The 24,744-nt window shown below is 64.9% G+C and carries 26 protein-coding genes; 11 read left to right on the forward strand and 15 right to left on the reverse strand.

Going from position 1 to position 24,744, the window contains the following annotated elements:
• Positions 1–14 precede the first annotated feature (14 nt).
• Positions 15–248: a DUF1127 domain-containing protein gene (locus tag ACOHWE_RS02165; protein ID WP_420663764.1), complete on the reverse strand. Its 234-nt coding sequence runs from the start codon at positions 246–248 to the stop codon at positions 15–17.
• Positions 249–343: 95 nt separating this feature from the next.
• On the opposite strand from ACOHWE_RS02165, the gene ACOHWE_RS02170 reads away from it, so the two are divergent.
• The 5 genes from ACOHWE_RS02170 (at position 344) to ACOHWE_RS02190 (ending at position 4,431) form a co-directional block, all read left to right on the forward strand.
• Positions 344–1,747, forward strand: coding sequence for an aminotransferase-like domain-containing protein (locus ACOHWE_RS02170; protein ID WP_420663765.1), 1,404 nt, complete (start codon positions 344–346; stop codon positions 1,745–1,747).
• Positions 1,748–1,913: 166 nt separating this feature from the next.
• On the forward strand, positions 1,914–2,372 hold the full coding sequence (gene rplM, locus ACOHWE_RS02175) for a 50S ribosomal protein L13 (protein ID WP_420663766.1): 459 nt from the start codon (positions 1,914–1,916) through the stop codon (positions 2,370–2,372).
• A gap of 5 nt (positions 2,373–2,377) precedes the next feature.
• Positions 2,378–2,863, forward strand: a complete 486-nt coding sequence (gene rpsI / locus ACOHWE_RS02180) for a 30S ribosomal protein S9 (protein WP_420663768.1) — start codon at positions 2,378–2,380, stop codon at positions 2,861–2,863.
• Between the two features lie 144 nt (positions 2,864–3,007).
• Positions 3,008–3,376, forward strand: a complete 369-nt coding sequence (locus ACOHWE_RS02185) for a group I truncated hemoglobin (protein WP_420663769.1) — start codon at positions 3,008–3,010, stop codon at positions 3,374–3,376.
• Positions 3,373–4,431 carry an adenylate/guanylate cyclase domain-containing protein gene (locus tag ACOHWE_RS02190; RefSeq protein WP_420663771.1) on the forward strand — a complete coding sequence of 353 codons (1,059 nt, stop codon included), beginning with the start codon at positions 3,373–3,375 and terminating at the stop codon, positions 4,429–4,431. Before ACOHWE_RS02185 ends, ACOHWE_RS02190 begins: the two co-directional genes overlap by 4 nt.
• Before the next feature lie 58 nt (positions 4,432–4,489).
• Here ACOHWE_RS02190 and ACOHWE_RS02195 read toward each other — a convergent pair whose 3' ends face one another.
• The 10 genes from ACOHWE_RS02195 to ACOHWE_RS02240 form a co-directional block, all read right to left on the reverse strand.
• Complete coding sequence (locus ACOHWE_RS02195; RefSeq protein ID WP_420663773.1) at positions 4,490–5,107, reverse strand: TetR/AcrR family transcriptional regulator; 618 nt, start codon at positions 5,105–5,107, stop codon at positions 4,490–4,492.
• Positions 5,100–5,969, reverse strand: coding sequence for a polyphosphate kinase 2 (ppk2, locus tag ACOHWE_RS02200; protein WP_420663774.1), 870 nt, complete (start codon positions 5,967–5,969; stop codon positions 5,100–5,102). Before ppk2 ends, ACOHWE_RS02195 begins: the two co-directional genes overlap by 8 nt.
• A 101-nt stretch (positions 5,970–6,070) precedes the next feature.
• A complete protein-coding gene (locus ACOHWE_RS02205) occupies positions 6,071–7,036 on the reverse strand; it encodes an alpha/beta fold hydrolase (RefSeq protein WP_420664662.1) in 966 nt (321 codons plus the stop codon).
• A gap of 4 nt (positions 7,037–7,040) precedes the next feature.
• A complete protein-coding gene (gene metA, locus ACOHWE_RS02210) occupies positions 7,041–7,958 on the reverse strand; it encodes a homoserine O-acetyltransferase MetA (protein WP_420663775.1) in 918 nt (305 codons plus the stop codon).
• Between the two features lie 59 nt (positions 7,959–8,017).
• Entirely contained in the window at positions 8,018–8,881 is an 864-nt protein-coding gene (locus ACOHWE_RS02215; protein ID WP_420663777.1) for an ATPase, read from the reverse strand.
• Positions 8,882–8,938: 57 nt separating this feature from the next.
• The gene (locus tag ACOHWE_RS02220) at positions 8,939–9,850 is read right to left on the reverse strand and encodes a DMT family transporter (protein ID WP_420663778.1); all 912 of its coding nucleotides are present in this window, start codon (positions 9,848–9,850) and stop codon (positions 8,939–8,941) included.
• 108 nt (positions 9,851–9,958) lie between these two features.
• Positions 9,959–11,083, reverse strand: coding sequence for an outer membrane protein transport protein (locus ACOHWE_RS02225; RefSeq protein WP_420663780.1), 1,125 nt, complete (start codon positions 11,081–11,083; stop codon positions 9,959–9,961).
• Positions 11,084–11,200: 117 nt separating this feature from the next.
• A complete protein-coding gene (locus ACOHWE_RS02230) occupies positions 11,201–12,082 on the reverse strand; it encodes a DMT family transporter (protein WP_420663782.1) in 882 nt (293 codons plus the stop codon).
• A 236-nt stretch (positions 12,083–12,318) separates the two neighbouring features.
• Entirely contained in the window at positions 12,319–13,881 is a 1,563-nt protein-coding gene (gene guaA / locus ACOHWE_RS02235) for a glutamine-hydrolyzing GMP synthase (protein ID WP_420663783.1), read from the reverse strand.
• A gap of 89 nt (positions 13,882–13,970) precedes the next feature.
• Entirely contained in the window at positions 13,971–14,858 is an 888-nt protein-coding gene (locus ACOHWE_RS02240) for an aldo/keto reductase (RefSeq protein ID WP_420663784.1), read from the reverse strand.
• Between the two features lie 273 nt (positions 14,859–15,131).
• Between ACOHWE_RS02240 and ACOHWE_RS02245 the strand changes: the two genes are divergently transcribed.
• Positions 15,132–16,676: a trimethylamine methyltransferase family protein gene (locus tag ACOHWE_RS02245; protein ID WP_420663786.1), complete on the forward strand. Its 1,545-nt coding sequence runs from the start codon at positions 15,132–15,134 to the stop codon at positions 16,674–16,676.
• Between the two features lie 31 nt (positions 16,677–16,707).
• Here ACOHWE_RS02245 and ACOHWE_RS02250 read toward each other — a convergent pair whose 3' ends face one another.
• Positions 16,708–17,091 carry a DUF6477 family protein gene (locus tag ACOHWE_RS02250; protein ID WP_420663787.1) on the reverse strand — a complete coding sequence of 128 codons (384 nt, stop codon included), beginning with the start codon at positions 17,089–17,091 and terminating at the stop codon, positions 16,708–16,710.
• 237 nt (positions 17,092–17,328) lie between these two features.
• Between ACOHWE_RS02250 and ACOHWE_RS02255 the strand changes: the two genes are divergently transcribed.
• A complete protein-coding gene (locus tag ACOHWE_RS02255) occupies positions 17,329–18,411 on the forward strand; it encodes a DUF6456 domain-containing protein (RefSeq protein WP_420663789.1) in 1,083 nt (360 codons plus the stop codon).
• Between the two features lie 261 nt (positions 18,412–18,672).
• Here the strand turns inward: ACOHWE_RS02255 and ACOHWE_RS02260 are convergent, their stop codons facing one another.
• Positions 18,673–19,221 (reverse strand): peroxiredoxin, encoded by a 549-nt coding sequence (locus ACOHWE_RS02260; RefSeq protein ID WP_420663790.1) that lies wholly within the window; start codon positions 19,219–19,221, stop codon positions 18,673–18,675.
• 299 nt (positions 19,222–19,520) lie between these two features.
• On the opposite strand from ACOHWE_RS02260, the gene lipA reads away from it, so the two are divergent.
• Positions 19,521–20,471, forward strand: coding sequence for a lipoyl synthase (lipA, locus tag ACOHWE_RS02265; protein ID WP_420663791.1), 951 nt, complete (start codon positions 19,521–19,523; stop codon positions 20,469–20,471).
• Positions 20,468–21,631: an amidohydrolase gene (locus ACOHWE_RS02270; protein WP_420663792.1), complete on the forward strand. Its 1,164-nt coding sequence runs from the start codon at positions 20,468–20,470 to the stop codon at positions 21,629–21,631. The genes lipA and ACOHWE_RS02270 overlap by 4 nt, the downstream gene beginning before the upstream one ends.
• Positions 21,632–21,676: 45 nt before the next feature.
• On the opposite strand, the gene hpt is transcribed toward ACOHWE_RS02270, so the two are convergent.
• A complete protein-coding gene (gene hpt / locus ACOHWE_RS02275) occupies positions 21,677–22,222 on the reverse strand; it encodes a hypoxanthine phosphoribosyltransferase (protein WP_420663794.1) in 546 nt (181 codons plus the stop codon).
• A 75-nt stretch (positions 22,223–22,297) separates the two neighbouring features.
• On the opposite strand from hpt, the gene ACOHWE_RS02280 reads away from it, so the two are divergent.
• A complete protein-coding gene (locus ACOHWE_RS02280; RefSeq protein ID WP_420663796.1) occupies positions 22,298–22,756 on the forward strand; it encodes a type II toxin-antitoxin system RatA family toxin in 459 nt (152 codons plus the stop codon).
• A 155-nt stretch (positions 22,757–22,911) separates the two neighbouring features.
• On the forward strand, positions 22,912–23,361 hold the full coding sequence (locus tag ACOHWE_RS02285; protein WP_420663797.1) for a hypothetical protein: 450 nt from the start codon (positions 22,912–22,914) through the stop codon (positions 23,359–23,361).
• Positions 23,362–23,444: 83 nt separating this feature from the next.
• Here ACOHWE_RS02285 and ACOHWE_RS02290 read toward each other — a convergent pair whose 3' ends face one another.
• Positions 23,445–24,626, reverse strand: coding sequence for an ammonium transporter (locus tag ACOHWE_RS02290; RefSeq protein ID WP_420663799.1), 1,182 nt, complete (start codon positions 24,624–24,626; stop codon positions 23,445–23,447).
• Between the last annotated feature and the right edge of the window lie 118 nt (positions 24,627–24,744).

Genomic DNA, 24,744 nt, shown 5'->3' on the forward strand with positions numbered 1-24,744 from the left:
CCTTTGCCCGGGGATCAAGGGCGCCAGAACGGAAGAGTGGCTTCATAATGGGCGTCCATGCGGCTCAGCCCGATGTCCTTCAGTTGCGCGTCGGTCAGCCGGTGCAGCTGTTTGCGCGTGCGGCGGCGCAGGCTCCACTTGGTCACCGATACCGCAAAGACGATGGCGAACTGCGCCAGCGCCGGCAGGGCCGGGCGGCTGCTGAGATAGGCCATATGGGGGTTTGCCGTCTGCGTCATCTGTGCCATGGGAGATATCCTGTTATTGTATCAATACAATCCTATTGCGTCATTGCCATTTTTTGATACAAAGATCGGAACACTTTGTCCAAGGGTGGATTGTAATGGGTACAATTTGGCCGCAGAGCCTGAACGGGGCCAAGGGCCCCAAGTACAAGAAGGTGGCCGACACCATCCGCAGCGCCGTGGAGGCGGGCAGACTGAGTGCCGGTGTAAAATTGCCGCCTGTGCGGGAACTGGCCTATCAATTGAACATCACTCCCGGAACCGTTGCGCGGGCCTATTCCATCCTCACCGACGAAGGCGTGCTGGAAGCCGAGGTCGGGCGCGGGACCTTCGTAGCAGAGAAGAAGACCCCGGTGCCCGATGACGTTTGGTCGCGGCAGCTGCATCTCCTGGAGGTGAAGGATCCCAATTCGGTGAGTCTGTTCAGCCCGCGGATTGCCGACATGGGGCAGGTGGCGGCGGTGCGCGAGGCTTTGCAGAAGGTGGCGGAGGGCGATGCGGCCGGCTTTCTGAACTACCCGACCCGCGATGCCTACCGCCCGGTGCGGCAGGCGGCGGCGGACTGGCTGTCGGCGTCGGCGGTGGGACCGGTGGGGGAGAACGACGTGGTGCTGACCCACGGCGGGCAGAACGGCCTGATCGTCGTTCTGCAGACTCTGCTCAAAGAGCCGCAGCCGGTGGTGATGGTTGAGGATCTTTCCTATGCCGGCTTCCGCCGCGCGGCCGATCTGGTGCGGGCGCAGGTGGCAGAGGTGGCCATGGACCAGCATGGCGTCCGTCCGGATTCGATGGAGCTGGCGATCCGCAAGACCGGAGCTTCCGTGCTTTGCACCAGCGCCGAGGTGCACAATCCCACCGGCCTGTTCACACCGCTCGAACGGCGCAAGGAGATCGTCGCAGTTGCCCGGCGCCACGGGGTTCAGATTATCGAGGACGACTGTTACCGGCTGGGCGAGGCGCGGGCGCCGGGCTACCGGGCGCTGGCGCCAGAGCTTGCGTGGCATCTCTCCTCGCTGTCGAAGATCCTCACGCCCGCGCTGCGCATCGGCTTTGCGCTGGCGCCGGAGGGGCGCGGCGCGGATCTGCGGCGGTCGGCGGAGCATGGTTATTTCGGGCTGGCCCATCCGCTTGCCGAGCTGGCCCGCATCCTGCTCAGCGATCCGCGCCTGCCGGGGCTGATTGCGGCGGTGCGCGCGGAGATGGCGCGCTATGTGCGGGTCGCGGTCAATGCGCTTGGCGGTTTTGATCTGACCTGGAACCCGGAGGTGCCCTTTGTCTGGCTTAAGCTGCCGCAGGGGTGGCGCGCTGCCGCCTTCACCCGCGCCGCCGAGGCGCAGGGGGTGCAGATCCGCTCCGCTGATGAGTTCGCCCTGCGCGACGGCCGCGCGCCCAACGCGGTGCGCATCGCGGTGAACGGCCACGTGCCGCTCAAGCGCTTCGAGGAGGCGATGCTGCGGCTGCGCGCGCTTCTGGACAACCCGCCGGAGCAGATCAGCGTGTGATTAGCTTGGGGTATTATTATACCTAAATTGCAAGTATCTGAAAACGCTTTATTAAATCATCTTGGGGGCTGTTGACGCGGCATTGTGATGGCCTTAAACCCCCTCCATCGCATTCAGGCGGGTCCGCAGCGGATTCTGCCTTCACGACAAACAGGATTGACCTGCCATGAAAACCTTCTCTGCTACTCCGGCAGACATCGAGAAGAAGTGGATCCTGATCGACGCCGAGGGCGTTGTTCTGGGCCGCCTTGCCTCGATCGTCGCCATGCGTCTGCGTGGCAAGCATAAAGCGTCCTTCACTCCGCATATGGACATGGGCGACAACGTCATCATCATCAACGCCGACAAGGTGCAGATGACCGGCAAGAAGCGCGACGAGCACTTCTACTGGCACACCGGCCACCCGGGCGGCATCAAGTCGCGCACCAAGCAGGAGATCCTGGAAGGTGCACACCCGGAGCGCGTCGTGTTCCAGGCTGTGAAGCGCATGCTGCCGGGCAACCGCCTGTCGCGCCAGCAGATGACCAACCTGCGCATCTACGCTGGTGCCGAGCACCCGCATGAAGCCCAGAGCCCCGAAGTTCTGGATGTGAAGTCCATGAACAAGAAAAACACCCGGAGCTGATACCGATGGCTGATCAGATCAACACTCTCGAAGAGCTGGGCGCCGTTGCAGGCGTGGAAGCTGTCGCCGAAGAAACCATCGCGCGTGAGCCGGTTCGTGACGAACTGGGCCGTGCCTATGCCACCGGCAAGCGTAAGGACGCTGTTGCCCGTGTCTGGATCAAGCCGGGCTCCGGCAAGGTCGAGGTGAACGGCAAGGAAATCAGCAAGTACTTCGCCCGTCCGGTGCTGCAGATGATTCTGCGCCAGCCGTTCCAGGTGGCCGGCGTCGAAGACCAGTTCGACGTCTACGCCACCGTCAAAGGCGGCGGCCTCTCCGGCCAGGCCGGCGCGGTCAAGCACGGCATCTCCAAGGCGCTGCAGCTTTACGATCCCGCCCTCCGCGGCGCGCTGAAAGCGGCAGGCTTCCTGACCCGCGACAGCCGCGTGGTGGAACGGAAGAAATACGGCCGCGCCAAGGCCCGCCGTTCCTTCCAGTTCTCCAAGCGCTAAGCTTCGGAGCAGGAATTTCAGGGAAAGGCCGCCCAAGGGGCGGCCTTTTTCTTAGCCTGCGGCGTCCGCAGCGGGGACCGGCACTGGCTTTTGCGCTGTTTTGCCGTATCATGGGGCAGTGCTTCCTGCCGGGGGACGGCCCCCATGGCCCAGACTATTTATGAAAAATACGGCGGTTTCAGCGCCATCAGCCGCGTGGTGATGACCTTCTACGAGCTGGCGCTCGAGTCCGACCAGATCGGCGGCTATTTCGAAGACGTCGACATGCCGCGGCTGATCGATCATCAGACCAAGTTCATCTCCTCCCTGCTGGGCGGCCCCGCAGCCTTCAGCGATGCGCGGCTGGAAACGGTGCACCGGGCGCTGGGGATCAGCCACGCCGATTTCGATGAGATGGGGGCGCTTCTGCGCGAGGCGCTGGAGCAGCATGGCATCTCCGAACCCGATATCCGCCAAACGCTGGCCGCAATCGAATCCAAGCGCGGCATCATCGTTGCCCGGGACGCGGCATGAGCCTCGCGGCGATCAACGAGCAACTCCTGCGGGCCATCGGTGTCGGGGTGGCGGTGGTGCGCGCCGGTGACCTCCGGTTTGTCTTTCACAACCAGCCCTTTGCGGAATGGTTCGGCACGCCTTCTGAAGACGCGGTGCTGACCGCGGTGATCGAGGGGCTTGATTCGGCCCAGCTGGGTCCTCTGTGCAGCGAGGGGCTGCGCTATTCGGCGGAGCTGAAGATCAAACGCAAGCGGCGCACGCTGATCTTTGCGGTGAATATCTCGCTGGCGCGGCAGCTCGAGGAGCCGCTGCTGGTGGTGGAATGCCAGAACATCACCCGCATCCGCGAGCTTGAAAGCATGATCGACAGCTATTCCGCCATGGTGGAACGCAACACCCGGGAGCTGGAGCGGGAGAAGGAAAGAGTGGAGCGGCTGCTGCTCAACCTGATGCCGCGGCAAGTCTACGAAGAGTTCAAGACCTTCGGCGTGGTGACCCCGCAGCTGTATACCGATGTTTCGGTGGTGATGCTGGATTTTGTCGATTTCACCGATTTCGCCTCGCGCACTGACCCCACCGTGACGCTGGGCGAGCTGAACGACATCTTCACTGCCTTCGACCGCATCGTCGAGCAATACGGCTGCGAGCGGATCAAGACCATCGGCGACGCCTACCTGGCGGTGGCAGGAATGCCGGAGCCGGTGCCGGAGCATGCCACTGCGGTCGCCCATTGCGCGATCCGCTTCCTGCGCTACCTCGAGCGGCGCAACGAAAGCCACCAGTACAAGTGGCACGCACGGATCGGGCTGGGCAGCGGCACGGCGGTCGGTTCGGTGGTGGGCATCCAGAAGTATGTCTATGACGTCTTCGGCCCGGCGGTGAATCTGGCCTCTCGCCTGCAGGTCTTTGCCAAGCCGATGAAGATCGTCGCGCCGGAGGCGATGAAAGCGGCGCTGTCGGAGGAGTTCCGCGTTGCCGATCTTGGGCCCGAAGAAATCAAGGGCATCGGCGAGGTGCGGCTGGTCAGTGTCGAGGCCGAACTCGGCACCCCGCAAAGCGCCGCCCGGTTCTAAGCGCCGCCGCCGCCGCGCGCGCGGCGCCAAGGCATTTGCAAACGCCTTGGCGCCTGCCTCAGCTGTCGGGACCGATCAGCCCCAATCCGCGCAGGTAGATGCCGATGCCGCTTTCCAAGAGATCCTCGGGCGGGAAGGGCGAGGTGGCGCCCGGAGTGTTGCGGGCGTAAAGCTCCACCACCCCGTGGCTCATCGCCAGAATATGGGCCGAGAACATCGAGGCGGGCGGGCGTTTCTCCTCCGGGATGTGGCGGCTGAGATCCGCCGCCGCGCGCTCCAGGATGCGGCGGGCGCGGGCGGCGGCGTCGGCCAGTTCCGGCGTGCGGTTGACGGAAACGCCGCTTTCGAACATCGCGATGTAGTGGCCGGGATGCTTGCGGGCAAAGGCGAGATAGGCGCGGCCCGTGGCCTCGAACGCCGCGAGCGCCGAAGGCTGGTACTTGTCGTAGGCGTGCTGCATCAGGTCGGCGAACATCAGGTAGCCCTGGCGCGCGGCCTCGGCGATCAGGTCTTCGCGGCCCTCGAAATGGCGGTAGACAGCGGCGGGTGTGACGCCGGCTTGCTTGGCCGCCTGCGACAGGGTGAAGCCGGTCGGGCCCTTTGCCTCGATCAGCCGCAGCGCCGCCTCCACCAGCGCCTGGCGCAGGTTGCCGTGGTGGTAGCCGCGTTTAGGCATCCCAGATGTCCGGCCCGCCGCAGATGCTGCCGTCGAGCGGCCCGATGGCCTGCGCGTCCTTGCCCGCGTAGTCCACCGCGTGCAGCACCCGGCGGATCGCCGCCAGCCGGGCGCGGCGCTTGTCGTCGGAGCGGATCACCGTCCAGGGCGCTTCCGCGCAATGGCTGCGCGCGAAGGTCTCGGCGATGGCATCGGTGTAGGCGTCCCATTTCTCCAGCCCCTGCACGTCGATCGCGCTGAGCTTCCAGTGTTTCAGCGGATCGCGCTCGCGCGAGAGGAAGCGGCGGAGCTGCTCGGCGCGGCCGACGTTGAGCCAGAGCTTGAAGAGCTGGATGCCGTCCTCTGCCAGAGCCTGCTCGAATCCGGTGACCTGATGGAAGAAACGCTCGCGCTCGGCGTCGGTGCAGAAGCCGAAGACCTTCTCAACCACCGCGCGGTTGTACCAGCTGCGGTCGAAGAAGACGATCTCCCCGGCCGAGGGCAGATGCGCGATGTAGCGCTGGAAGTACCATTGCGTGCGCTCCGTCTCGCTAGGCTTGGCCAGCGCCACGGTGCGGGCGCCGCGCGGGTTGAGGTTTTCGCGGAAGCGTTTGATGGTGCCGCCCTTGCCGGCCGCATCGCGGCCCTCGAACAGGATGGCGATGCGCTGGCCGCCGGCCTTGACGCCTGCCTGCATCTTCACCAGCTCGATCTGCAGCGCCTCCATCGCGCGGTCGTAATCCTTGCGGTCCATCCGCTCCGAATAGGGGTAGCCGGGGCTGGGGATCTCGCCCTTTTCCGTATCGCGCAGAGCGGCGCGGACCGCCTCGGGGGCGCCGCTGGCGGCAAAGGCGCTGATCGCTCCGTCAAATGGCAGCTGCATGTAAAACTCCCCTTGGCTCAATTCCTTATACGGGCGCTGGTGCGGAAGCGCAGTATGGAATGTGAATCCTTTTAACGCAAACCGGCCCGGCACAGGATGGCTCAGTGCAAACTGGCCTCGCGCAGGCCTGCGCGGGCGGCGGCGCGGTGAACGGCGGCGGCGACCTCTTTGGTGGCGGCCTGGTGCGGCATGTGGCCAATGCCATCAAGCAGCGTGAGCCGGGCCGAGGGCACGTCGCGGAGCAGCCTCTCGGCGTGCAGTGACGCGGCTACGGTAGTGTCGGCGCTGCCGTGCACGATTTCCACTGGCAGGGTGAGCTTGGGGTAATGCGGTGCCAGCGCCTTGATCTCGGAGAGCAGATTGGCGCGCTGCAATGCATTGGCGCGCAACGTCTTGCGCCGCAGGGTAAGGCCGGGGCCGAAATGCTCGGCGTAGCCCTTGGGCACCGGCTGCGGGGCAAACACATAGGTCAGCGTCTCGCGGACCTTGGCCTCGGGCACAAAGGCGGTGAGCGCGGGCACGACCAGGGCGCGCCCGAGAGCGGAGGAAGTGACGCGGTAGAAGGTATCGAGCGGCGTGTCCCAAGGGTGCGAGGGGCCTGCGACATTGACCAGCGCGGAGAGGCTCTCCGGATAATGGACTGCCCAGGCCAGCGCCACCGCGCCGCCGTAGCTGTGGCCCAGCACCACCGGCCGCACGGCGCCGAAGCGGGCGGCTGCCTCGCGGAGCAGCGCCGCCTGCTGGCGGATGCTGGCGCCCGTGCGGTTGATGCGGTCGCTGTAGCCCAGCCCGGGGCGGTCCACCACCAGAATGCGGTAGTCCTCGGCCAGCGCCGGCGCCAGGCGGAAGGTCATGTCGCGGGTGTTGCCGCTGGCGCCGTGGATCAGCACCAGGTCGGGCGCGCTGCCGCGGGGCTGTCCGGTCTCCAGCACGTGCACGCGGTGGCCGTCCACCTCCACCAGCTGGCCGCCCGGCGGGTGGCTGGCCTCGGCCCGGGCCTCGCGCTGCTGCGCGCGGATTGTGGTGAAGGCAACAGCTGCCGAAAGCGCCAGCGCCCCGAGGAGCATCGCCCTACGCACCGATCCGGTCCAGCTCGTACGGCGTGGTCTGGTAGATCTCGTTGATCCAGTTGCCGTAGAGCAGGTGCGCATGGCTGCGCCAGCGGTTCAGCGGCTTCCGCGCCGGGTCGTTCTCGGGGTAGTAGTTCACCGGCACGTTGATTGCGGTGCCGCTGGCGATGTCGCGGTCGTACTCCTGCTTCAGGGTGTCACTGTCGTACTCGAAGTGGTTGAAGATGTAGAGCGCGCGGTGCTGCGGATCCTCAATCAGGCAGGGGCCGACCTCGGGGCTGCCAAGGAGGGTGCGCAGAGCGGGCCGTTCGTCGATCTCTTCCTGCTTCATTTCTGTCCAGCGGCTGACCGGGATCACGAAGTCATCAGAGAAGCCGCGCAGGTAGGGCGAGGCCGGCGCGAGGTTCTGGTGCCGGAAGCAGCCAAAGGCCTTATGCTCCAAAATGTATTTCCGGACGCCATGGAAATGGTTAATCATCGCCATGCCGCCCCAGCAGACGCCAAAGGTGGAATGCACGTTGGTCTGGGTCCATTCGAAGACCTCGCGCAGCTCGTCCCAATAGGTGACCTCATCGAACTCCAGGTGCTCGACCGGGGCGCCGGTGATGAGGAGGCCGTCGAACTTCTCGTGCTTCACCTCCTGGAAGGGGCGGTAGAACTCCTCCATGTGCTCAGCCGCGGTGTTCTTGGTCTGGTGCTCGGTCATCCGGATCAGGCTCAGCTCGATCTGCAGGGGCGTCGCGCCTATCAGCCGGGCAAACTGGTTCTCAGTCTGAATTTTCTTGGGCATCAGATTGAGAAGCCCGATGCGCAGCGGCCGGATGTCCTGCCGTGCCGCCTGATCCGGCGACATGACCATCACGCCTTCGTTCGTCAGAACGTTGTAGGCGGGAAGGTCTGCGGGGATCTTGATGGGCATGGCTGTATCCTGATCTGCGGAAGTGCGTGCGGTTTAACGGAAATGGAGAGATAAGCGGGTTAGCTCCGGGCCTCAAGAGCGGAAGCGATCAACTCATTGAAAGTGGCCTCGTCCCTTACGCTGGCGATCTGGTCGGCGGTGACAGTGACGCCCCAGTTGTCGGCCATCGCCTGATAGCGCGGCTGCCGGTGCGCCAGCGCCTGGGCGTAGGTCCAGCGGATAAAGGCATCGGGATCGACTTCGCCCTCGTCCAGCCGGTTCTGGGCCAGGTATTCCTGCCAGACCCGGTCGAGGAACGCGGGCTGGTAGGACATCGGCTTGGGGGCGCGGTCGAAACGGCGGATCAGCTCTTCGGTATGGGCCTCGTCGCCTTTGATCCAGACCATCAGCGTGTGTTTCGAAAGCTCTGTCAGGATCGGGTCGGCGGAGTCCTCCGGTTCGGCCCATTCGCAGATCGACCCGCCGGTGTCGCAGATAAAATGCGGGTAGCCATAAAGCTGCCGTGCGCGGCTGATGAAATACTCGGTGTCCATCAGGGCGCGGATTTCGGCAACGCGGAACTGCTCCTGGCGGCGTTTGTATTCATTGATCGGCAAGCCGCCCTTGGCGACATCGCCCGGCTTGCCCAGATAAGCGGCAACGGGGGTGAGGTTTTCAAACGTGATGTTGGAGCCGATATAGATCGAATCCGTCAGCAGCAGATCGCGCAGGAAGGGCACCTTCATCGCCTCCGCCTTGGCGTTGTCGGCAATGTATTCGCCCATGTACCGGGTGCCGATGCGGTAGTCGACGGAATAGTGGAACCATTGCCCGGCGCCGCGCAGGAGATTGCTGACGTGGGTTTTGCCAAGGCCCGACATGCCGAAAAAGAGCACGCGTTTGGCGGGCGCATCGCGCCAGTCCTGGGCGGAAGAGTAAAGCATGGGCGTATTCTGGTCCTTAGAGATGTTCCGCCTTGCTAGCGGCGCCGGCCGCGCCGGTCAATTCCGCGCGCGCCTGCGCCGCAGCCGTGGCGTGCCGTTCAGGACCAGAAGCCCCGCCGCGAGAAGGGCAAAGCCGGCAAAGGCCTGGGGCCTCAGAGTCTCGCCCAGGACCAGCGCGCCGAGCAGGATCGCCACCGGCGGGATCACCAGCGTGACCAGCATCAGGTTGCCGCTGCCCGCGAGCGCCAGCACCCGGTAATAGAGCAGGTAGGCGCCGGCGGTGGCGATAAGCGAGAAATAGGCCACGGCGCCCCAGGTGCCGGGCGCCAGGGATGGGTCGGGCACCCCGTCGAGGATCAGCGCCGCGGGCAGCAGCACCAGTGTGGAGCCGGTGAGCATCCCCGCCGCCGCAACCTGCGGCGCAAGCCCGCGCAGGGTAGACCGCGCCCAGGCGCTGGCGAAGGCATAGGAGAGCGCACCGCCCAAAACCGCGAGCTGCGCGCTGCTGCGCAGGTCGAAATGGGCAAACTGCTCCAGCCCGATCGCGGTGGCAACACCGAGGAAGCCCAGGGCCACGCCGCCTGCGCGCCTGAGGCTCAGCCGCTCGTCGGCAAAGGCCAGCGCCGCCACGATCACTCCGAAGATCGCGGTGGCGGCGTTGAGGATCGAGGTCAGCCCGGTCTCGATATAGAGCTGCCCCCAGGCCATCAGCGCAAAAGGGATGACGTTGTTCAGAAGCCCCATCACCAGGAAGGCGCCCCAGACCCGCGGCTCCCGCGGCAGCGGCAGGCGCATCATCAGCACCACCAGCCACAAAAGCAGCGCCGCCCAGCCGCAGCGGTGCAGCACCAGCGTCACCACCGGGATCTCGTCCAGCCCGAGCCGGATCGCGAGGAAGGAGCCGCCCCAGATCAGCCCGAGCAGCATCAGTTCGGCCCAGGCGCGGGGGGAGAGGGTCATCTGTGTCATGCCTCAGGGCTAGCGCGAGAGGCGCGCGCAGGCGACCCGTTTCCTGCGGCAAACGAAAAACCCCGCCCGGAAAGGGGCGGGGTTTGAAATTTCCGGCCAGCGGAAGGCTCAGAAGTGGAAGCCGACCTTCAGGCCAAAGCTAACCGCGTCGTTGTCCTGGAAGTTGGCAACCGGATTGCCGCCGGGCGAGGCGACCGCATCGCCGAGATCGGTGTAGCGGACACCGGCGGAGACGGTCACATTGTCCTGCTTGTACTGCACGCCCACACGGATCGCCTCGTAGCCGTGGGTCGGCGCCAGCGGCGAAACCAGATCATCCCCGTCAACGTCGGCATAGATCAGCGCCACCGAGCCGGACCAGTTGTCGTTGAAGGCACGGCCGACACCCAAGGTGTAGGTGACAGAATCGTCCAGGTCGATCAGGTCGACGGAGCGGCCGGCAAGGGTGCTGAGGCCCGGCACGACCAGATCGGTCACGCTGTGCTCGGCCCAGCGGATGTTGGCAAAGGCCAGCGTGTCGGCCGCGATGCCGGTCTGGAAGTCGAGGTTGACCGACTGCGGCGTCTTGGTCTTGGTCGAGGTGTTGGCGGTGGCACCGGTGGCAAAAGTCTCGTTCAGATCGAAATCGTGCTCGATTTCCGAGCTGTAGGTCAGCGCCGCGCGCAGGGCGATCTCGGGGACCTCGTAGGCCGCACCAGCGACCCAGCCGAAAGCGCCCTCCTTGTTTACCATCACGTTGTAGGTGCCGCCGATAGAGGTGTAGGCCGCGCCGGCGAGATTGATTTCCCCGTCGATCTCCTGGTAGCGCAGGCCGCCGTGCACGCTGAAGCGGTCGTTGAACTTGTAGCGCAGCAGTGCGGTCAGAGCGTTTGAATCCGCCTGTGCCCTGGTGCCGCCAAGCAGGGCGGAGCCGCCCACCGGGTAGTTCACGTCCACGCCCCAGGGCTGATCGAAGATCAGCGCGAAGGAAAGCTGCTCATTAATGTCCCGCTTGTAGCCGGCCCCGAACATATTGAAGCGCTCGCCGACGTCTCCGCTGGCCGAGCCGAGCGGGTTCAGCGTTGTGCGGTCGTTGCCCGACAAGTCCACGGAAGTGGTGGCAGCCGAGAACTCCGCGTAGTTGCCTTTTTCGAAGATGATGCCGATAGGCTGGCCGGTGCGGTCCAGGCCGCTGGCCATTGCAGAACCCGATGCCAGCGCCAGGGCCGCTGACGTTGCAAGATAGCGTTTCATTGTTCCTCCCTCAGTTGCGGCCTGGGCGGGCCGCTTTGGGCGAACGTAGTCGGGCAGATTTCCGCAGATCAATATTTACCGAACGGCAACTTGCCGCATACGCACTGCGCCGCTGCGTCATGCAGGCGTTTTCGCAACGGTTCTGGCGGTCAGGTTGAGGTAGTTGCCCAGACAGATCAGCGCCGCGCCGCTCAGCACCCAGATTTCCAGCGCCTCACCGTAGATAAGCATTCCCAAGACCGCGATTAGCGGCAGCCGGGCGAAGTCGACCGGGGCAACCACGCTGGCCGGCGCCATCGACAGGGCCGTGGTGAGGCAGAAATGCGCCGACAGGCCCGCCAGCCCGATCAGCACCAGCCAGGGCAGGGTGGCGGCGGCGGGCAGAGCCATGCTGCCATCCCAGCCTGCCGCGAGAAGGCCCATGCCGAGCTGCATGAGCGTGAGCCAGAACAGGATCGAGCCGGTGCTCTCAAACCGGGTCAGCCGTTTGGTTAGGATTGCAGTCAGCGCGAAGAACACGGCGCAGCCCGCCGCCGCCGCGATGCCGGCATTCAGGGTTTCCGGGCTGGGGCGGGCGACAATCAGGATACCGGCAAAGCCGAGGGCAACCGTCGCCGCCTTGTGCCGGGTCAGCGCCTCACCCAGCAGGAGCGGCGACAGCAGGATCACCCAGAGGGGCGATGTGAATTCCAGCGCAAAAACCTGAGCCAGCGGGATCAGCGTCACCGCAAAGAACCACAGATTCTGGCCGGTGAAATGGCAGATGTTGCGCAGGAGGTGCGCGCCCAGCCGTGCGCGGCTGACCTGGTGCCAGCGGCCGGTGAGGCTGAGTACCGCGCAGACCACGATCAGCCCTGCCAGGCTGCGGTAGGTCATGATCTCGAAAGTGTCGAGGCTGAGCCCGGCTTCCCGTCCGGCAATCGCCATCGCCGAGAAGGAGAAGACCGCTCCCATCATCCATAGAGCGGCCCGGGCCGGGCCGGAAAGCTGCGCGGTCATGTCTGCCTCCTGTCTGCCTCCCCGCAGAGGAGGCGTATTTAGCACCCGCGGGTCAAGCCGGAACTGCCTGCGCCGGGGCAGGCGCGGCACCGGCGGAGCCCCCCAGGCGGCAGCCGGCCTTTAGGTGCCGCTCTGCCTGGGGCTGATCCATCTTGCGTTGCCGCGGGATCTGCAAGTCATTGCCTGATCAAAAGAAAAACCCCGGCCGCGAGGGCCGGGGTTTAGCAGATAAGGGCTCATTCCCACTCGATCGTGCCCGGAGGCTTGGAGGTGATGTCGTAGGTGCAGCGGTTAATGCCCTTCACCTCGTTGATAATGCGGGTGGCGGTTTCGCCCAGGAATTCGTGGCTGAACGGGTAGTAGTCCGCGGTCATGCCGTCCACTGAGGTGACCGCCCGCAGGGCGCAGGCGTAGTCGTAGGTGCGGCCGTCGCCCATCACGCCGACGGTGCGCACCGGCAGGATCGCGACGAAGGCCTGCCAGATCTCGTCATAAAGCCCGTGCTTGCGGATCTGGTCGATGTAGATCGCATCTGCCTCGCGCAGGATCGCCAGCTTGTCGCGGGTGATCTCGCCCGGGCAGCGGATCGCCAGACCGGGCCCCGGGAAGGGGTGGCGGCCGATAAAGCTTGCCGGCAGGCCGAGCTCGTGGCCGAGCGCGCGGACCTCGTCCTTGAACAGCTCGCGCAGCGGTTCCACCAGCTTTAGGCCCATCTTCTCCGGGAGGCCGCCCACGTTGTGGTGCGACTTGATGGTGACCGAAGGGCCGCCCGAGAAGGAGACCGACTCGATCACGTCCGGGTACAGCGTGCCCTGGGCCAGGAACTCGGCGCCGTCGATGGTGTCGGCGTGTTTCTGGAACACGTCGATGAACAGCTTGCCGATGATCTTGCGCTTGGTTTCCGGGTCCGAAACACCTTCCAGCTCGCCGAGGAACAGGTCGCTCTCGTCGGCGTGGATGAGCTGGATGTTGTAGTTGTCGCGGAACATCTTCACGACTTCTTCCGCCTCGTTCTTGCGCAGAAGCCCGTGGTCGACAAAGACGCAGGTGAGCTGGTCGCCGATCGCCTCGTGGATCAGCACCGCCGCGACCGAGGAATCGACGCCGCCGGAGAGGCCGCAGAGCACCTTCTTGTCGCCGACCTGCTCGCGGATCAGGCGGATCGCCTCTTCCTTGTAGGCGCCCATGGTCCAGTCGCCGGTGAAGCCCGCCAGCTTCACGAAGTTCTCATAGAGCGTCTTGCCGTTCGGGGTGTGGTGCACCTCGGGGTGGAACTGCACGGCGAAGAAGTTGCGCTCCAGGTCCGCGGTGATCGCGAAGGGGGCGTTGGGGGAGGTGCCGTAAACCTTGAAACCCGGTGCGATTTCAGAGACATGGTCGCCGTGGCTCATCCAGACCTGCTCGCGCTCCTCCAGGAACCACCCGGTGAGCAGCGGGATGCGCTCCTCGGTCGGGGTCACATAAGCGCGGCCAAACTCGGCGGTGCCGTGGCCCGAGACCACCCGGCCGCCAAGCTGATGCATCATCACCTGCTGGCCGTAACAGATGCCGAGGATTGGCACGCCGTAGTCGAAGATCTCCTGCGGCACCCGCGGGGAGCCCTCGCGGGTCACGCTGTCCGGCCCGCCCGAGAAGATCACTGCTTTCGGCGCCAGTTCGCGCACGAAGTCCATGGTGACATTCTGGTAGGGGTGGATTTCGCAATAGACGTTCAGCTCGCGCAGGCGGCGCGCAATCAGCTGCGTGACCTGGCTGCCAAAGTCGATAATGAGGAGGCGGTCATGGGATGTCTCTGTCATGTGCCGCCAATACGTCGAAGCCGTTGCTGTGACAAGTGCCTATGGCCGGGCGGCCCGCAAAATTGCGGGCCGGGCCGGCTTGATAGGTATCACGGCACAGGCTTGCCCTGGGCCAAGGTGTAAAGTTCAAACCACTCCTCGCGGCTCAGGCTGATGCTCAGCGCGTCGCTGAACCTGCGGATGCGGTCCAGGCTGTTGGTTCCCATGACCGGGAGGATGCGCGCCGGGTGTGCCAGCAGGAAGGCAACCGCAATGGCGGCGCGATCGGCATCATTGGTAGCGGCCAGCTCATCCATTCTCGCTGCGAGGAGGGAGTTGCCGTGCATCAACGCACCGCCGCCGAGCGGAGACCATGCCATTGCCGGCAGTCTGCGCTGCTGCAACGCGGCCAATGTGCCGTCGGTAAAGGCAGAAAGCTCCGCCAGGCTCAATTCGATCTGGTTTGTCACCAGCGGCTGCGACATTGCCGATTGCAGCAGATCCATGTCCCAGGGCCGGAAGTTCGATACGCCCGCGGCACGGATCTTGCCTTCCGCCACCAGGTCGTCCAGGGCGCGGCCGGTTTCTTCGTGATCCATGAAGGGGTCGGGGCGGTGGATGAGGAGCAGGTCCAGGTAGTCTGTGCCGAAGTCGCGCAGGCTCTGTTCGGCGGCTCCAAAAATATGCGCGGCGCTGGTGTTGTAGTGCTTCACTGGGGTGCTGTACCGCTCAGACGGAGCGACGATGCCGCATTTGCTGACGATCTCGATTTTCTGGCGCAGGCCGGGAGCTGCTTTCAGTGCTTCGCCCATGATCGCTTCCGCAAGGTAGCCGCCGTAGATATCGGCCTGGTCCAGCGTGGTGATGCCCTGGTCGAGGCAGGCGCTGATCTTGCTGGTGATATGAGCGGCCGAGCTGTCTTCCCCGTCGGCAATCCGCCACAGGCCATAGGCAATGCGGCTGAACGACAGGCCGTCCGTCAGTGAAATCCGGTCCATGGAGCATTCCCTTTTCCGCCAGGGTACTGGTGTGTGTTAGCGCCAACGATCAATGCCAGTCTTTCCGGGGGAAAGGCAAGCCGTGTCAGCGGAAATCCCGGCCGGCAAGTCCCGGCCAGCAGATCCCGGCCCCGGCAGCCCGGCAAGCCGGGCGGTGCGGGAAAATGCCGCTGATATGTCGCTTTTCAACTTGAATGGCCGCTATCTTTCGGCGCGAGGCTGCGGGAGGGCGGTAAGTACTTCGGCAATGAATGCCCTTGGTGAGGACAAACCATGACAGAAGCAGCACCGCGCCGTCGCGCACGGGGTGGCGGCGGCGCCGCCCGCCGGGCCGAGCGTACCAGCGTCAAGATCGAGACCGCGAAGTACATCGAGCGCAACATCCCCAACTTCGAAGTGCTGAACGAAGAGGCGCTGGAAATCATCGAGCACAACGCCGAGACCATCCTCGAGGAGGTCGGCGTCAATTTCGTGAACAATCCCGGCGCGCTGAAGCTGTGGAAGGATGCCGGTGCCGACATATCGGGCGAGCGCGTGCGCATTCCCCGCGGCCTGGCGCGCAAGCTGTGCGGGACCGCGCCTGCGGAATTCACCCAGCACGCCCGCAACCCCGAGAAATCGGTGGTGATCGGTGGCAGGAACCTGGTGCTGGCGCCGGTCTATGGCCCGCCGTTTGTGCGCGACGCCAAGGGCGGCCGCCGCTACGCGACGATGGAGGACTTCAACAAGTTCGTGAAGCTCGCCTACATGTCGAAGTGGCTGCACCACTCCGGCGGGACGGTGTGCGAGCCCACCGACATTCCGGTGAACAAGCGCCACCTCGACATGCTGATGGCGCATATGACACTGAGCGACAAACCTTTCATGGGGTCGGTCACAGAGCCGGTGCGGGCGCAGGATTCGGTGGAAATGTGCGGCATCCTCTTTGGTGAGGAGTTCGTGCAGAACAACACCGTGATGACCTCGCTCACCAATATCAACTCGCCGATGACCTTCGACGACGTGATGATGGGCGCGCTGGAAGTCTATGCGAAGAACAACCAGGCCTGCATCATCTCCCCCTTCATCGTCGGCGGTGCGATGGCACCGGTGTCGGTGGCGGGCACGCTGACTCAGGTGCTGGCCGAGGTGCTGACCGGCGTCGCTTACAGCCAGCTGGTGCGCCCGGGCGCGCCCGCGATCTTCGGCGCCTTCGTGTCCTCGATCGACATGAACTCCGGCGCGCCGACCTTCGGCACCCCCGAGGCATCGCTGGTCACCTATGGCGCAGGCCAGCTGGCCCGTCGCCTGAACCTGCCGTTCCGCTCGGCCGGTTCCTTCTGCGGCTCCAAGCTGCCGGATGCGCAGGCAGCCTATGAAACCGCCAACTCGCTCAACATGGGCCTCTTGTCCGGCGTGAACTTCATGCTGCACGCCTGCGGCTGGCTGGAAGGCGGGCTGGTTGCCGACTTCGAGAAGTTCGTGATGGATGCCGACCAGCTGGGCGCGCTGCATGGGCTGGCGAAAGGCATTGCCGTGGACGAGAATGGCCAGGCGATGGATGCGATCCGCGAAGTCGGCCCCGGCGGCCATTATCTTGGCTGTGCTCACACCCAGGCCAACTTCAAGTCAGCGTTCTGGAAGTCCAACCTGCTCGATTACAAGCCGTTCGAGACCTGGGAAGAGGAAGGCGCGCGCGACACCTATGCGCTGGCGACGAACCGGGTGGATCACCTGCTGGCGACCTATCAGCAGCCGGAGCTGGATCTCGGAATCAAGCAGGCTCTGGAAGAGTATGTGGTCAACAAAAAGGCTTCGATGCCGGACGCCTTCATGTAACACATCCTGACCTGCCCGGCCGATGCAGACGTCACGCGGCCGGGGGTGCAGATACAGGCGGGCAGGGGGGGAATCCTTCTGCCCGCTCCGCACGGCGGCCCGCTGCGGCCGCCGTTTGCCAGCCGGAGGCGCTGGTAAGGCGTTCCAGATACTCCGCTTCCCCCGCCAGCGCGATCAGCAGCTCGACGTGGCGAATCAGCGAATAGCCGGCCTCGCCGCGCTGGCGGCTCTCCTCCATCCCCTGTTCCAGTTCCATCAGCTGCAGCGCCGCCTCAGCCGGGCGCGGCAGCGGGCCGTAGCCCAGGACGCGCGGCAGATCGCGTTTTCGGCAATAGGACTGTGCACCCAGCCGGGCGCTGCGGCTCAGCAGCCGGGGGCGGCGCAGAGCGGTGAGGCGGCTATAGAGATCCTGCATCGGCTTTCCCTTTCCTGGCTCAGGACGCATCTCATTTAACACAACTTTTAAGGGTGTTGCGGCGGCTAGGATACCGGCGTGCGGTACCTTGTTTGATGATTGGTTTTTTTCGGGAGACAATGGGCGGTAATCTGAAGTTTTGTTCAAAATCAGATGGCTATACGCTGAATTGGCTGTGGGGAACCCTGTGGGCAAATGGTGGATAGCTGCCTGGGAGACTGCCGGGGAACTTGAAACATGCAGATATTGCCACACGCACCCTTGCCTTCCTGGGTGCCCGAGGAAGTGGGCCGCTACCTGGAGCATACCGAAAGCGGCCGGTCGATACGGCAGCTCGCCCGCAAGGCGGGATGCCATGCCTCCACCGTGCTGCGTCAGGTGCGCCGGGTGGAGGCCCGGCGGGACGATCCTCTCATTGACGGCGCACTGGCGCAGCTGGCGGCGCGCTGCTTTGCCCGTTCGGGGGCGCTGCCCGCGCTGGCGGAGGCGCAGAGCGCGGACATGGACTGGTCCGGCGAGGGGTTCGAAAGGAAGGCCGAGGAGGTGCTTGCGCTGCTGAGCCGAAGCGGGGCCGTGCTGGCGGTGGCAGGGGAGATGGAGAAGGCGGTGGTGGTGCGGGACGGAGCGGACAGAGGAGCGGCTCAGAAATCCGCGGTCGGCAAGGCCCTCGCCGGGGCGCTGGCGCTGCTGGACTGGATTGCCTGCACGCGGCCGGGCAGGATCAGCCGGTACCAGATCACGCCCGCCGGCCGCAGTGCCCTGAACCGTATTGTCGCAAGCCGCGAAAACCGCGCCCGCGCGGCGCTGGAGAACGGCTTTGCCGAGGGGCAGGCGCCCTTAATGGGCCAGTCGGCGCTGCCCGGGCGCCTGCGCAAGTCACGCTACGGGCTGGGGGAGACGCCGCTCGACATGCTGGCGCGGCTCACCGACCGGGAGGGCGACCCGTTCCTCACGCCCAGGCTGGTCAGTGCGGGCAGGCGCCTGCGGGAAGACTACGAGCTGGCGCAGATCGGCAGCCACATCTCCCGCGGCGAGCAGCACTTTACCCCCGGCAACTGCGCCCTGCGCAGCTCCGATCAGCCGGTGTGCCAGACCGCCGAGGCGGCGCGTCTGCGGATGACCGAGGCGCTCAACATGCTGGGCCCGGGGCTAAGCGATATCGCGCTGCGCTGCTGCTGCTACCTGGAGGGGCTGGAGACAGCGGAGCGCCAGCTCGGCTGGTCGGCGCGCTCGGGCAAGATCGTTCTGCGCATCGCCCTGCAGCAGCTTGCAAGCCACTATGACGCGTTGCCGGAGCGGGAGGCGGCGATGATCGGCTGAGACCTGGGCCGCGAAGCCGCCAGGCGGTAAGTTGCGCGTCGGCGGCGCGCGCGGTGGCGATCCCTAGGGCAGTGCTTGGCAGTTTATACCCGCCAAGTCCGCACAAATTATCGACGATACCTCAAGCATCTGCCAAATCGCCGCCGCGTGGGGGCGCAACGGCGATGCGCGGCGGCCTTCGGCCTTGTCCCGCGCCGGGGACACAAAGCAAAACGGGCCCGCCGTTGGCGGACCCGCTCTCTGTTCCAAGAGGAAGGCCGGTCAGGCGGCGACTTCGGCCTTGGCTTCTTTCAGGTGCTTCAGCACGGTCTCGGGCGAGGAGACGCCATAGGGGTCTTCCGGGTGGTTATCCGACAGGCCCGGCTCTTCGAACCAGGCTTCGACAACACCATCGTTGACGATAGCCGCGTAGCGCCAGGAACGCGCGCCGAAGCCGAGGTTGTCCTTTGCGACCAGCATGCCCATCTTGCGGGTGAACTCGCCGGAGCCATCGGGGATTACGCCGACGTTCTTCAGGCCATGCGCTTCGGCCCATTTGTTCATCACGAAGCTATCGTTCACCGACATGCAGTAGATCGCGTCGATGCCTTCGGCCTTGAAGTCTTCAAAGCCCTTCTCGAAGCCCGGCAGCTGGTAGGTCGAGCAGGTCGGGGTAAAGGCGCCGGGCAGCGAGAACAGCACGACGCGCTTGCCCGCGAAATAGTCCGCGGTGGTCTTGTCTTCCCAGCGGAAGGGGTTCGGGCCTTCGATCGACTCGTCACGGACACGGGTCTTGAAGGTCACGTCGGGCAGTTTCACGCCTGCTTTCATCTCAACATGCTCCTTGAGTTTAATATTCTGGTTCGCGCGCACGGTTATAACGATTCTAATCCTGCATCAACCGGGCTGCGTGCCGCGGGTGCCGCGGATGCAAAGCGCCGTTGCCGCGCTGCAGCGATGAAGCCGGGATATAGGCGGTTCTGCCGGGAATTCCAGACCCCGGGCCCGCCCCCCCTGCGCGCAAGAAGCCATGACTGCGGCACAGGGCTGCCTTGCCGATCTGGCCGTGCCATCCGCGGCAGGCTATGTTACAAGCCGGAAAACTTCAGTTGCCGGAAGGGACGTTCCAAGTGCGAGACCTGAAAATCCCCGAGCAGCGCCACCCCGAGAAGGCGCACCGCCCGGATAATGCTCAGCCGAAGAAGCCAAGCTGGATCCGGGTGAAGGCGCCGGGCGGCAAGGGCTATGCCGAAACGCACAAGATCATGCGGGAAAACAACCTGGTCACGGTCTGCGAAGAGGCGGGCTGCCCGAACGTGGGCGAATGCTGGAGCCAGGGCCACGCCACCATGATGATCATGGGCGAGATCTGCACCCGCGGCTGCACCTTCTGCAACATCGCAACCGGCCGCCCCGACGCGCTGGATGTGTTCGAGCCGGGCCGCGTCGCGCATGCCGTTGAAAAGCTGGGGCTGAACCATGTGGTAATTACCTCTGTGGACCGCGACGATCTGGAAGACGGGGGCGCCGATCACTTCGCCCAGACCATCCGCGCCGTGCGCCACCGCAGCCCCAAGACTACGATCGAAATCCTGACCCCGGATTTCATCAAATGCGGCGACCGCGCGCTGGAGGTGGTGGCCGAGGCGAAGCCGGATGTGTTCAACCACAATCTGGAGACCGTGCCCGGCCTCTACCCGGAAGTCCGTCCCGGCGCGCGCTACTTCCATTCGCTGCGCCTCTTGCAGCGGGTCAAGGAGCTGGACCCGTCGATCTTTACCAAGTCCGGCATCATGGTGGGCCTGGGCGAGGACTCTCAGGCGGTGCGCCAGGTGATGGACGACATGCGCGCGGCGGATGTCGATTTCCTCACCATCGGCCAGTACCTGCAGCCGACGCCAAAGCACCACGCGGTGGACCGCTTCGTGACGCCGGAGGAGTTCAAGTCCTACGAGAAGGCGGCTTATGGCAAGGGCTTCCTGATGGTTTCCGCGACGCCGCTGACGCGCTCGTCCTACCACGCGGGCGACGATTTCGCGCGCCTGCGCGAGGCCCGCAACAAGAAGCTTGGCCTGGCATGACGCCAGAGCGGCTGGCGCAGCTCACTTCGCTGCGCCACAGCTTGCACCAGATCCCTGAAGTATCCGGCGCGGAAGAGAAGACCGCGGCGCTGATCACTAAGTATTTGCGCGGGTTCAAACCCGACGCGCTGCTCACTGCGCTGGGCGGGCATGGCGTCGCTGCGGTCTTCGGCGGCACTGCGGAGGGGCCAACGGTGCTGTTCCGCTGCGAGCTTGATGGCCTGCCGATCGAAGAGCTCTCCGCTCAGCCCTACCGCTCGACCCATGCGGGCCGCGGCCATCTCTGCGGCCATGACGGCCACATGGTGATGGTGGCCGCATTGGCGGCGCAACTGGCAGATCAGCGGCCAAGGCGCGGACGGGTCGTGCTACTGTTCCAGCCGGCCGAGGAGACCGGCAAGGGTGCCGCCGCCGTCATTGCAGATCCGCAGTTCGAGCGGATCAAACCTGACTATGCTTTTGCATTGCACAACTACCCCGGGTTGGCGCTGGGCCGGGTTGCGCTGTGCGCCGGGCCTGCTAACTGCGCCTCGCGCGGGATGCGCATCCGGCTGACCGGCAAGACCTCACACGCTGCCGCGCCGCAGGATGGCATCTCACCTGCCGCTGCGATGACGCAGCTGATGCCGGAACTTGCCGCGCTGGGGCCGGGCGGCGCGCTGGGCGCGGACTTTGCGCTTACGACGCTGACTCATGCGCGGCTCGGGGAGGCCACATTTGGCATCGCGCCGGGTGAGGCGGAGATCTGGATCACCCTGCGCACGGTGAACGACAGGCGCATGGCAGAGCTGGCTGGCGCGGCAGAGGCACTGGCGCGGCGGGTGGCGGCCGAAGAAGGACTCGCCTGCGCCATTGCCTATGACGACATTTTTGACGCCTGCACCAACCACCCCGAGGCAACGGCGATACTCGATGCAGCGGCTGCCGCCGCAGGCCGCCCGGCGGAGGTTTGGAAGGCGCCGCAGCGCTGGTCAGAGGATTTTGGCCAATTCGCCCAGGTGGCCAAATCCGCGATGTTCTGGCTCGGCGCCGGGGAGGATCAGCCGCAGCTGCACAACCCGGACTACGACTTCCCCGATGCGCTGATCCCGGTGGGCGCGGGCGTCTTCTCGGCCGTCGTCGACGCGCTGCTCAATGGTGAGACGGGCGGCAACCGCTAGGGTGCCGCCCGCCTGAATTACTGCTGGTTTCCAGGGCGGGGCCCCTTATTCCTCGTCGGTAAAGCGCACCTTGCCGATGTGCGGCAGGTTGCGGTTGCGCTGCGCGTAGTCGATTCCGTAACCCACAACAAATTCGTCCGGGATTTCGAAGCCGATCCAATCGGCGCGGAAATCCACCTCGCGCCGGGACGGCTTGTCGAGGAGCGCAATCGACTTCAGCCGCGCGGGCTTGCGGCTTTTCAGCAGGTGGACGACATGGTTCAGCGTGTGCCCGGTGTCGACGATATCTTCGACCACCAGCACGTCGCGGCCTTCAATGGCGCCGCGCAAGTCCTTGAGAATACGGACTTCCCGGCTGCTCTCCATAGAATCTCCATACGAAGATGCCTCCAGGAAGTCGACTTCGATGGGCAGGTCCAGCTCGCGCACCAGATCGGCGATAAAGACGAAGCTGCCGCGCAATAGCCCGACAACCACCAGCTTGTCGGTGCCTTCGAACTCCCGCTGAATCTCGCCGCAAAGCTCCTCGATCCGCGCTGCGATGGTCTTGGCAGAGATCATCACATCAATGACATATGGACGCTGTGACATGGGTGCCCCCTTGAAATTTCCGCGCGTTCATATGACATCACGCGCCACAATAGTAGCAGGAAATTCAGAGAAGCGATGCCCATCCATTCGGAAACCCGCCAGCTGCCTTACAGCGCCCAGCAGATGTACGATTTGGTTGCGGATGTCGCGGAGTACCCAAAGTTCCTGCCCTGGTGCGCGGCCGCACGCATCCGCAGCCGCACCCCGTTTGGCACCGCCGAGATAATGGAGGCGGATCTGGTGATCTCTTTCAAGGTGTTCCGCGAACGCTTCGGCAGCCGGGTCACGCTCTACCCCGAAGAATACAAAATCGACACCGAGTATCTGGACGGGCCGTTCCGCTATATGAAGTCCAACTGGGCTTTCGCCCCGCGCGGGGACGGCAGCTGCGATGTCTCCTTCTTCGTCGACTTCGAGTTTAAAAACGCGGTGCTGCAGGGGATTATCGGTGTGGTCTTTAACGAGGCGATGCAGCGCATCGTGCGCGCCTTCGAGCGCCGCGCGGCGGAGCTTTATGGGCCTGCCGCCCGCTGAACAGGCCGGCTGTTTCTGTCCTGCGAAGCGCGCGCTCGCGTTAACTTTCTGGTAACCAGTGTTACCAAATCCCTGTCCTGTGCCGGGTGCTGCCATGTTTTGGCCCTTTTTCAGGGGCTATTAAAATGCAGCTAAAATGCGAACAGGTGTTAAAGATGGATATTGGAATTCTCGTCCCCGGAACCTCCGGTCCCAGCAGCGCGCAAAGCAGCCAAAACTCTGGCGCCCAGAACGATGAGGCCCAGGAAAGCGGCACAGGCGGAGCAGTCCAGCCCGCCGCAGAGAGCAAAGCCTCAAACGGCGGTACCTCCGCTGACAGCGGCAGCAGCGACAGCCAGGCGGGTCAGCAGGCCGCGATAGAAATGGCAGACGCGGCCAGCGCCGCCAAGGCCCGCGCCCAGGCTGCTCTGGACGATGCCCGCGCCGCGGCGCTGATTGACAGCGTGAAAGAGGCCGCAGAGGCCAGCAGCACCGCCGCCGTCCTGATCGCGCCCGAGCAGGATTCTGCGGCCAATACCAATGCGGCTGCCTCGGGCTATGAGGCAGGCGCAGCAGCGGCCGCGCTCGCGGAGCCGGCCAAACAGGAGCTTACTGCCGCGGCCTGAGACCCGGCGTAACAAAAAGCGGCCCCGCAAGAGGGGGCCGCCTGCGCCCGGCCATCGCGCCGGGCTGTCCGTTTGCAGCTGGGTCAGCTGTTCATGTCGTAGGCGCGCTCACCATGCACCGAGACGTCGAGCCCGTTGGTCTCGCTCTCTAAGTCCACCCGCAGGGAGGTGAGCGCGGCGGTGAGTTTCACCAGCGCGATGGTGACCACCACGGTGAAGATGCCGACTACGGCCAGCCCGCCCAGTTGCGCAGCCCAGGTGCCGGCGCCGAAGACCGCAATCATGATGGTTCCGAAGATGCCGCCCACGCCATGCACCGCGAAAACATCCAGCGTGTCGTCGATCTGCATCCGGTTGCGCACGAGGTTCACCGCCTCCTGGCACAGGATGCCTGCCACCGCGCCGATGACCAGCGCTTCCACGGGGCCGGTAAAGCCGGAGGCCGGGGTGATCGAGGCAAGGCCCGCGATGGTGCCGGTCACCAGGCCGACGAGCGACGCGCGGCCGTGCTTGATCTTCTCCCACAAGACCCAGCTGAGCGAGGCGGTGGCGGCGGAGATATGGGTGACGGTAAGCGCCATCGCAGCACCGCCGTCCGCGGCCAGCTGCGAGCCGCCGTTGAAGCCGAACCAGCCGACCCAGAGCATCGCCGCACCGATCATCACATAGCCCGGGTTGTGCGGCGGGATGGTGCGGTTTTTGCGGGGGCCGAGGAAGAAGGCGATGATCAGCGCCGCGATCCCCGCGGTCTCATGCACCACGATGCCGCCCGCAAAGTCGCGCACGCCGGTTTCTCCGAAGATGCCGCCGTCGGCCAGGAAGCCGCCGCCCCAGATCCAATGCACCACCGGCGCGTAGCACAGCAGCATCCAGAGGCCGGAGAACAGCAGCACGAAGCCGAAGCCGACACGCTCCACATAGGCGCCGACGATCAGCGCGGGCGTGATAATGGCAAAGGTCATTTGGAAGGCGAAGAAAAGAACCTCGGGCAGGGTGCCGGAGAGGCTCTCGGCGGTGATGCCCTCAAGGAACATCTTGTCCAGCCCGCCCCATAGGCCGGAGGTGCCGCTGCCGAAGGCGATGGAATAGCCAAGCGCCAGCCACAGAACGCTCATCAGACAGGCAATTGCATAGCAGTGCATGAATACGCTGAGCACATTGCGGGCGCGCACCAGCCCGCCGTAGAACAGGGCAAGCCCCGGCAATGTCATGAAGAGGACCAGGGCCGTGGCCACAATGATCCATGCTGTATCGGCTGCATTCATCCGGTTGCTCCTTCCCGTGCAAATCCCTTGAGCAGAGGTGAAAGCCCAAGCCGGGCGCGGGAAAAAGCGGCAGGTTGCGCCGGGGCGCACAAAATGAGGGCTTTTGCAGAAGTGCCGG

This window comes from Cribrihabitans neustonicus, from assembly GCF_048820895.1.
Classification (GTDB): Bacteria; Pseudomonadota; Alphaproteobacteria; order Rhodobacterales; family Rhodobacteraceae; genus Cribrihabitans_A; species Cribrihabitans_A neustonicus.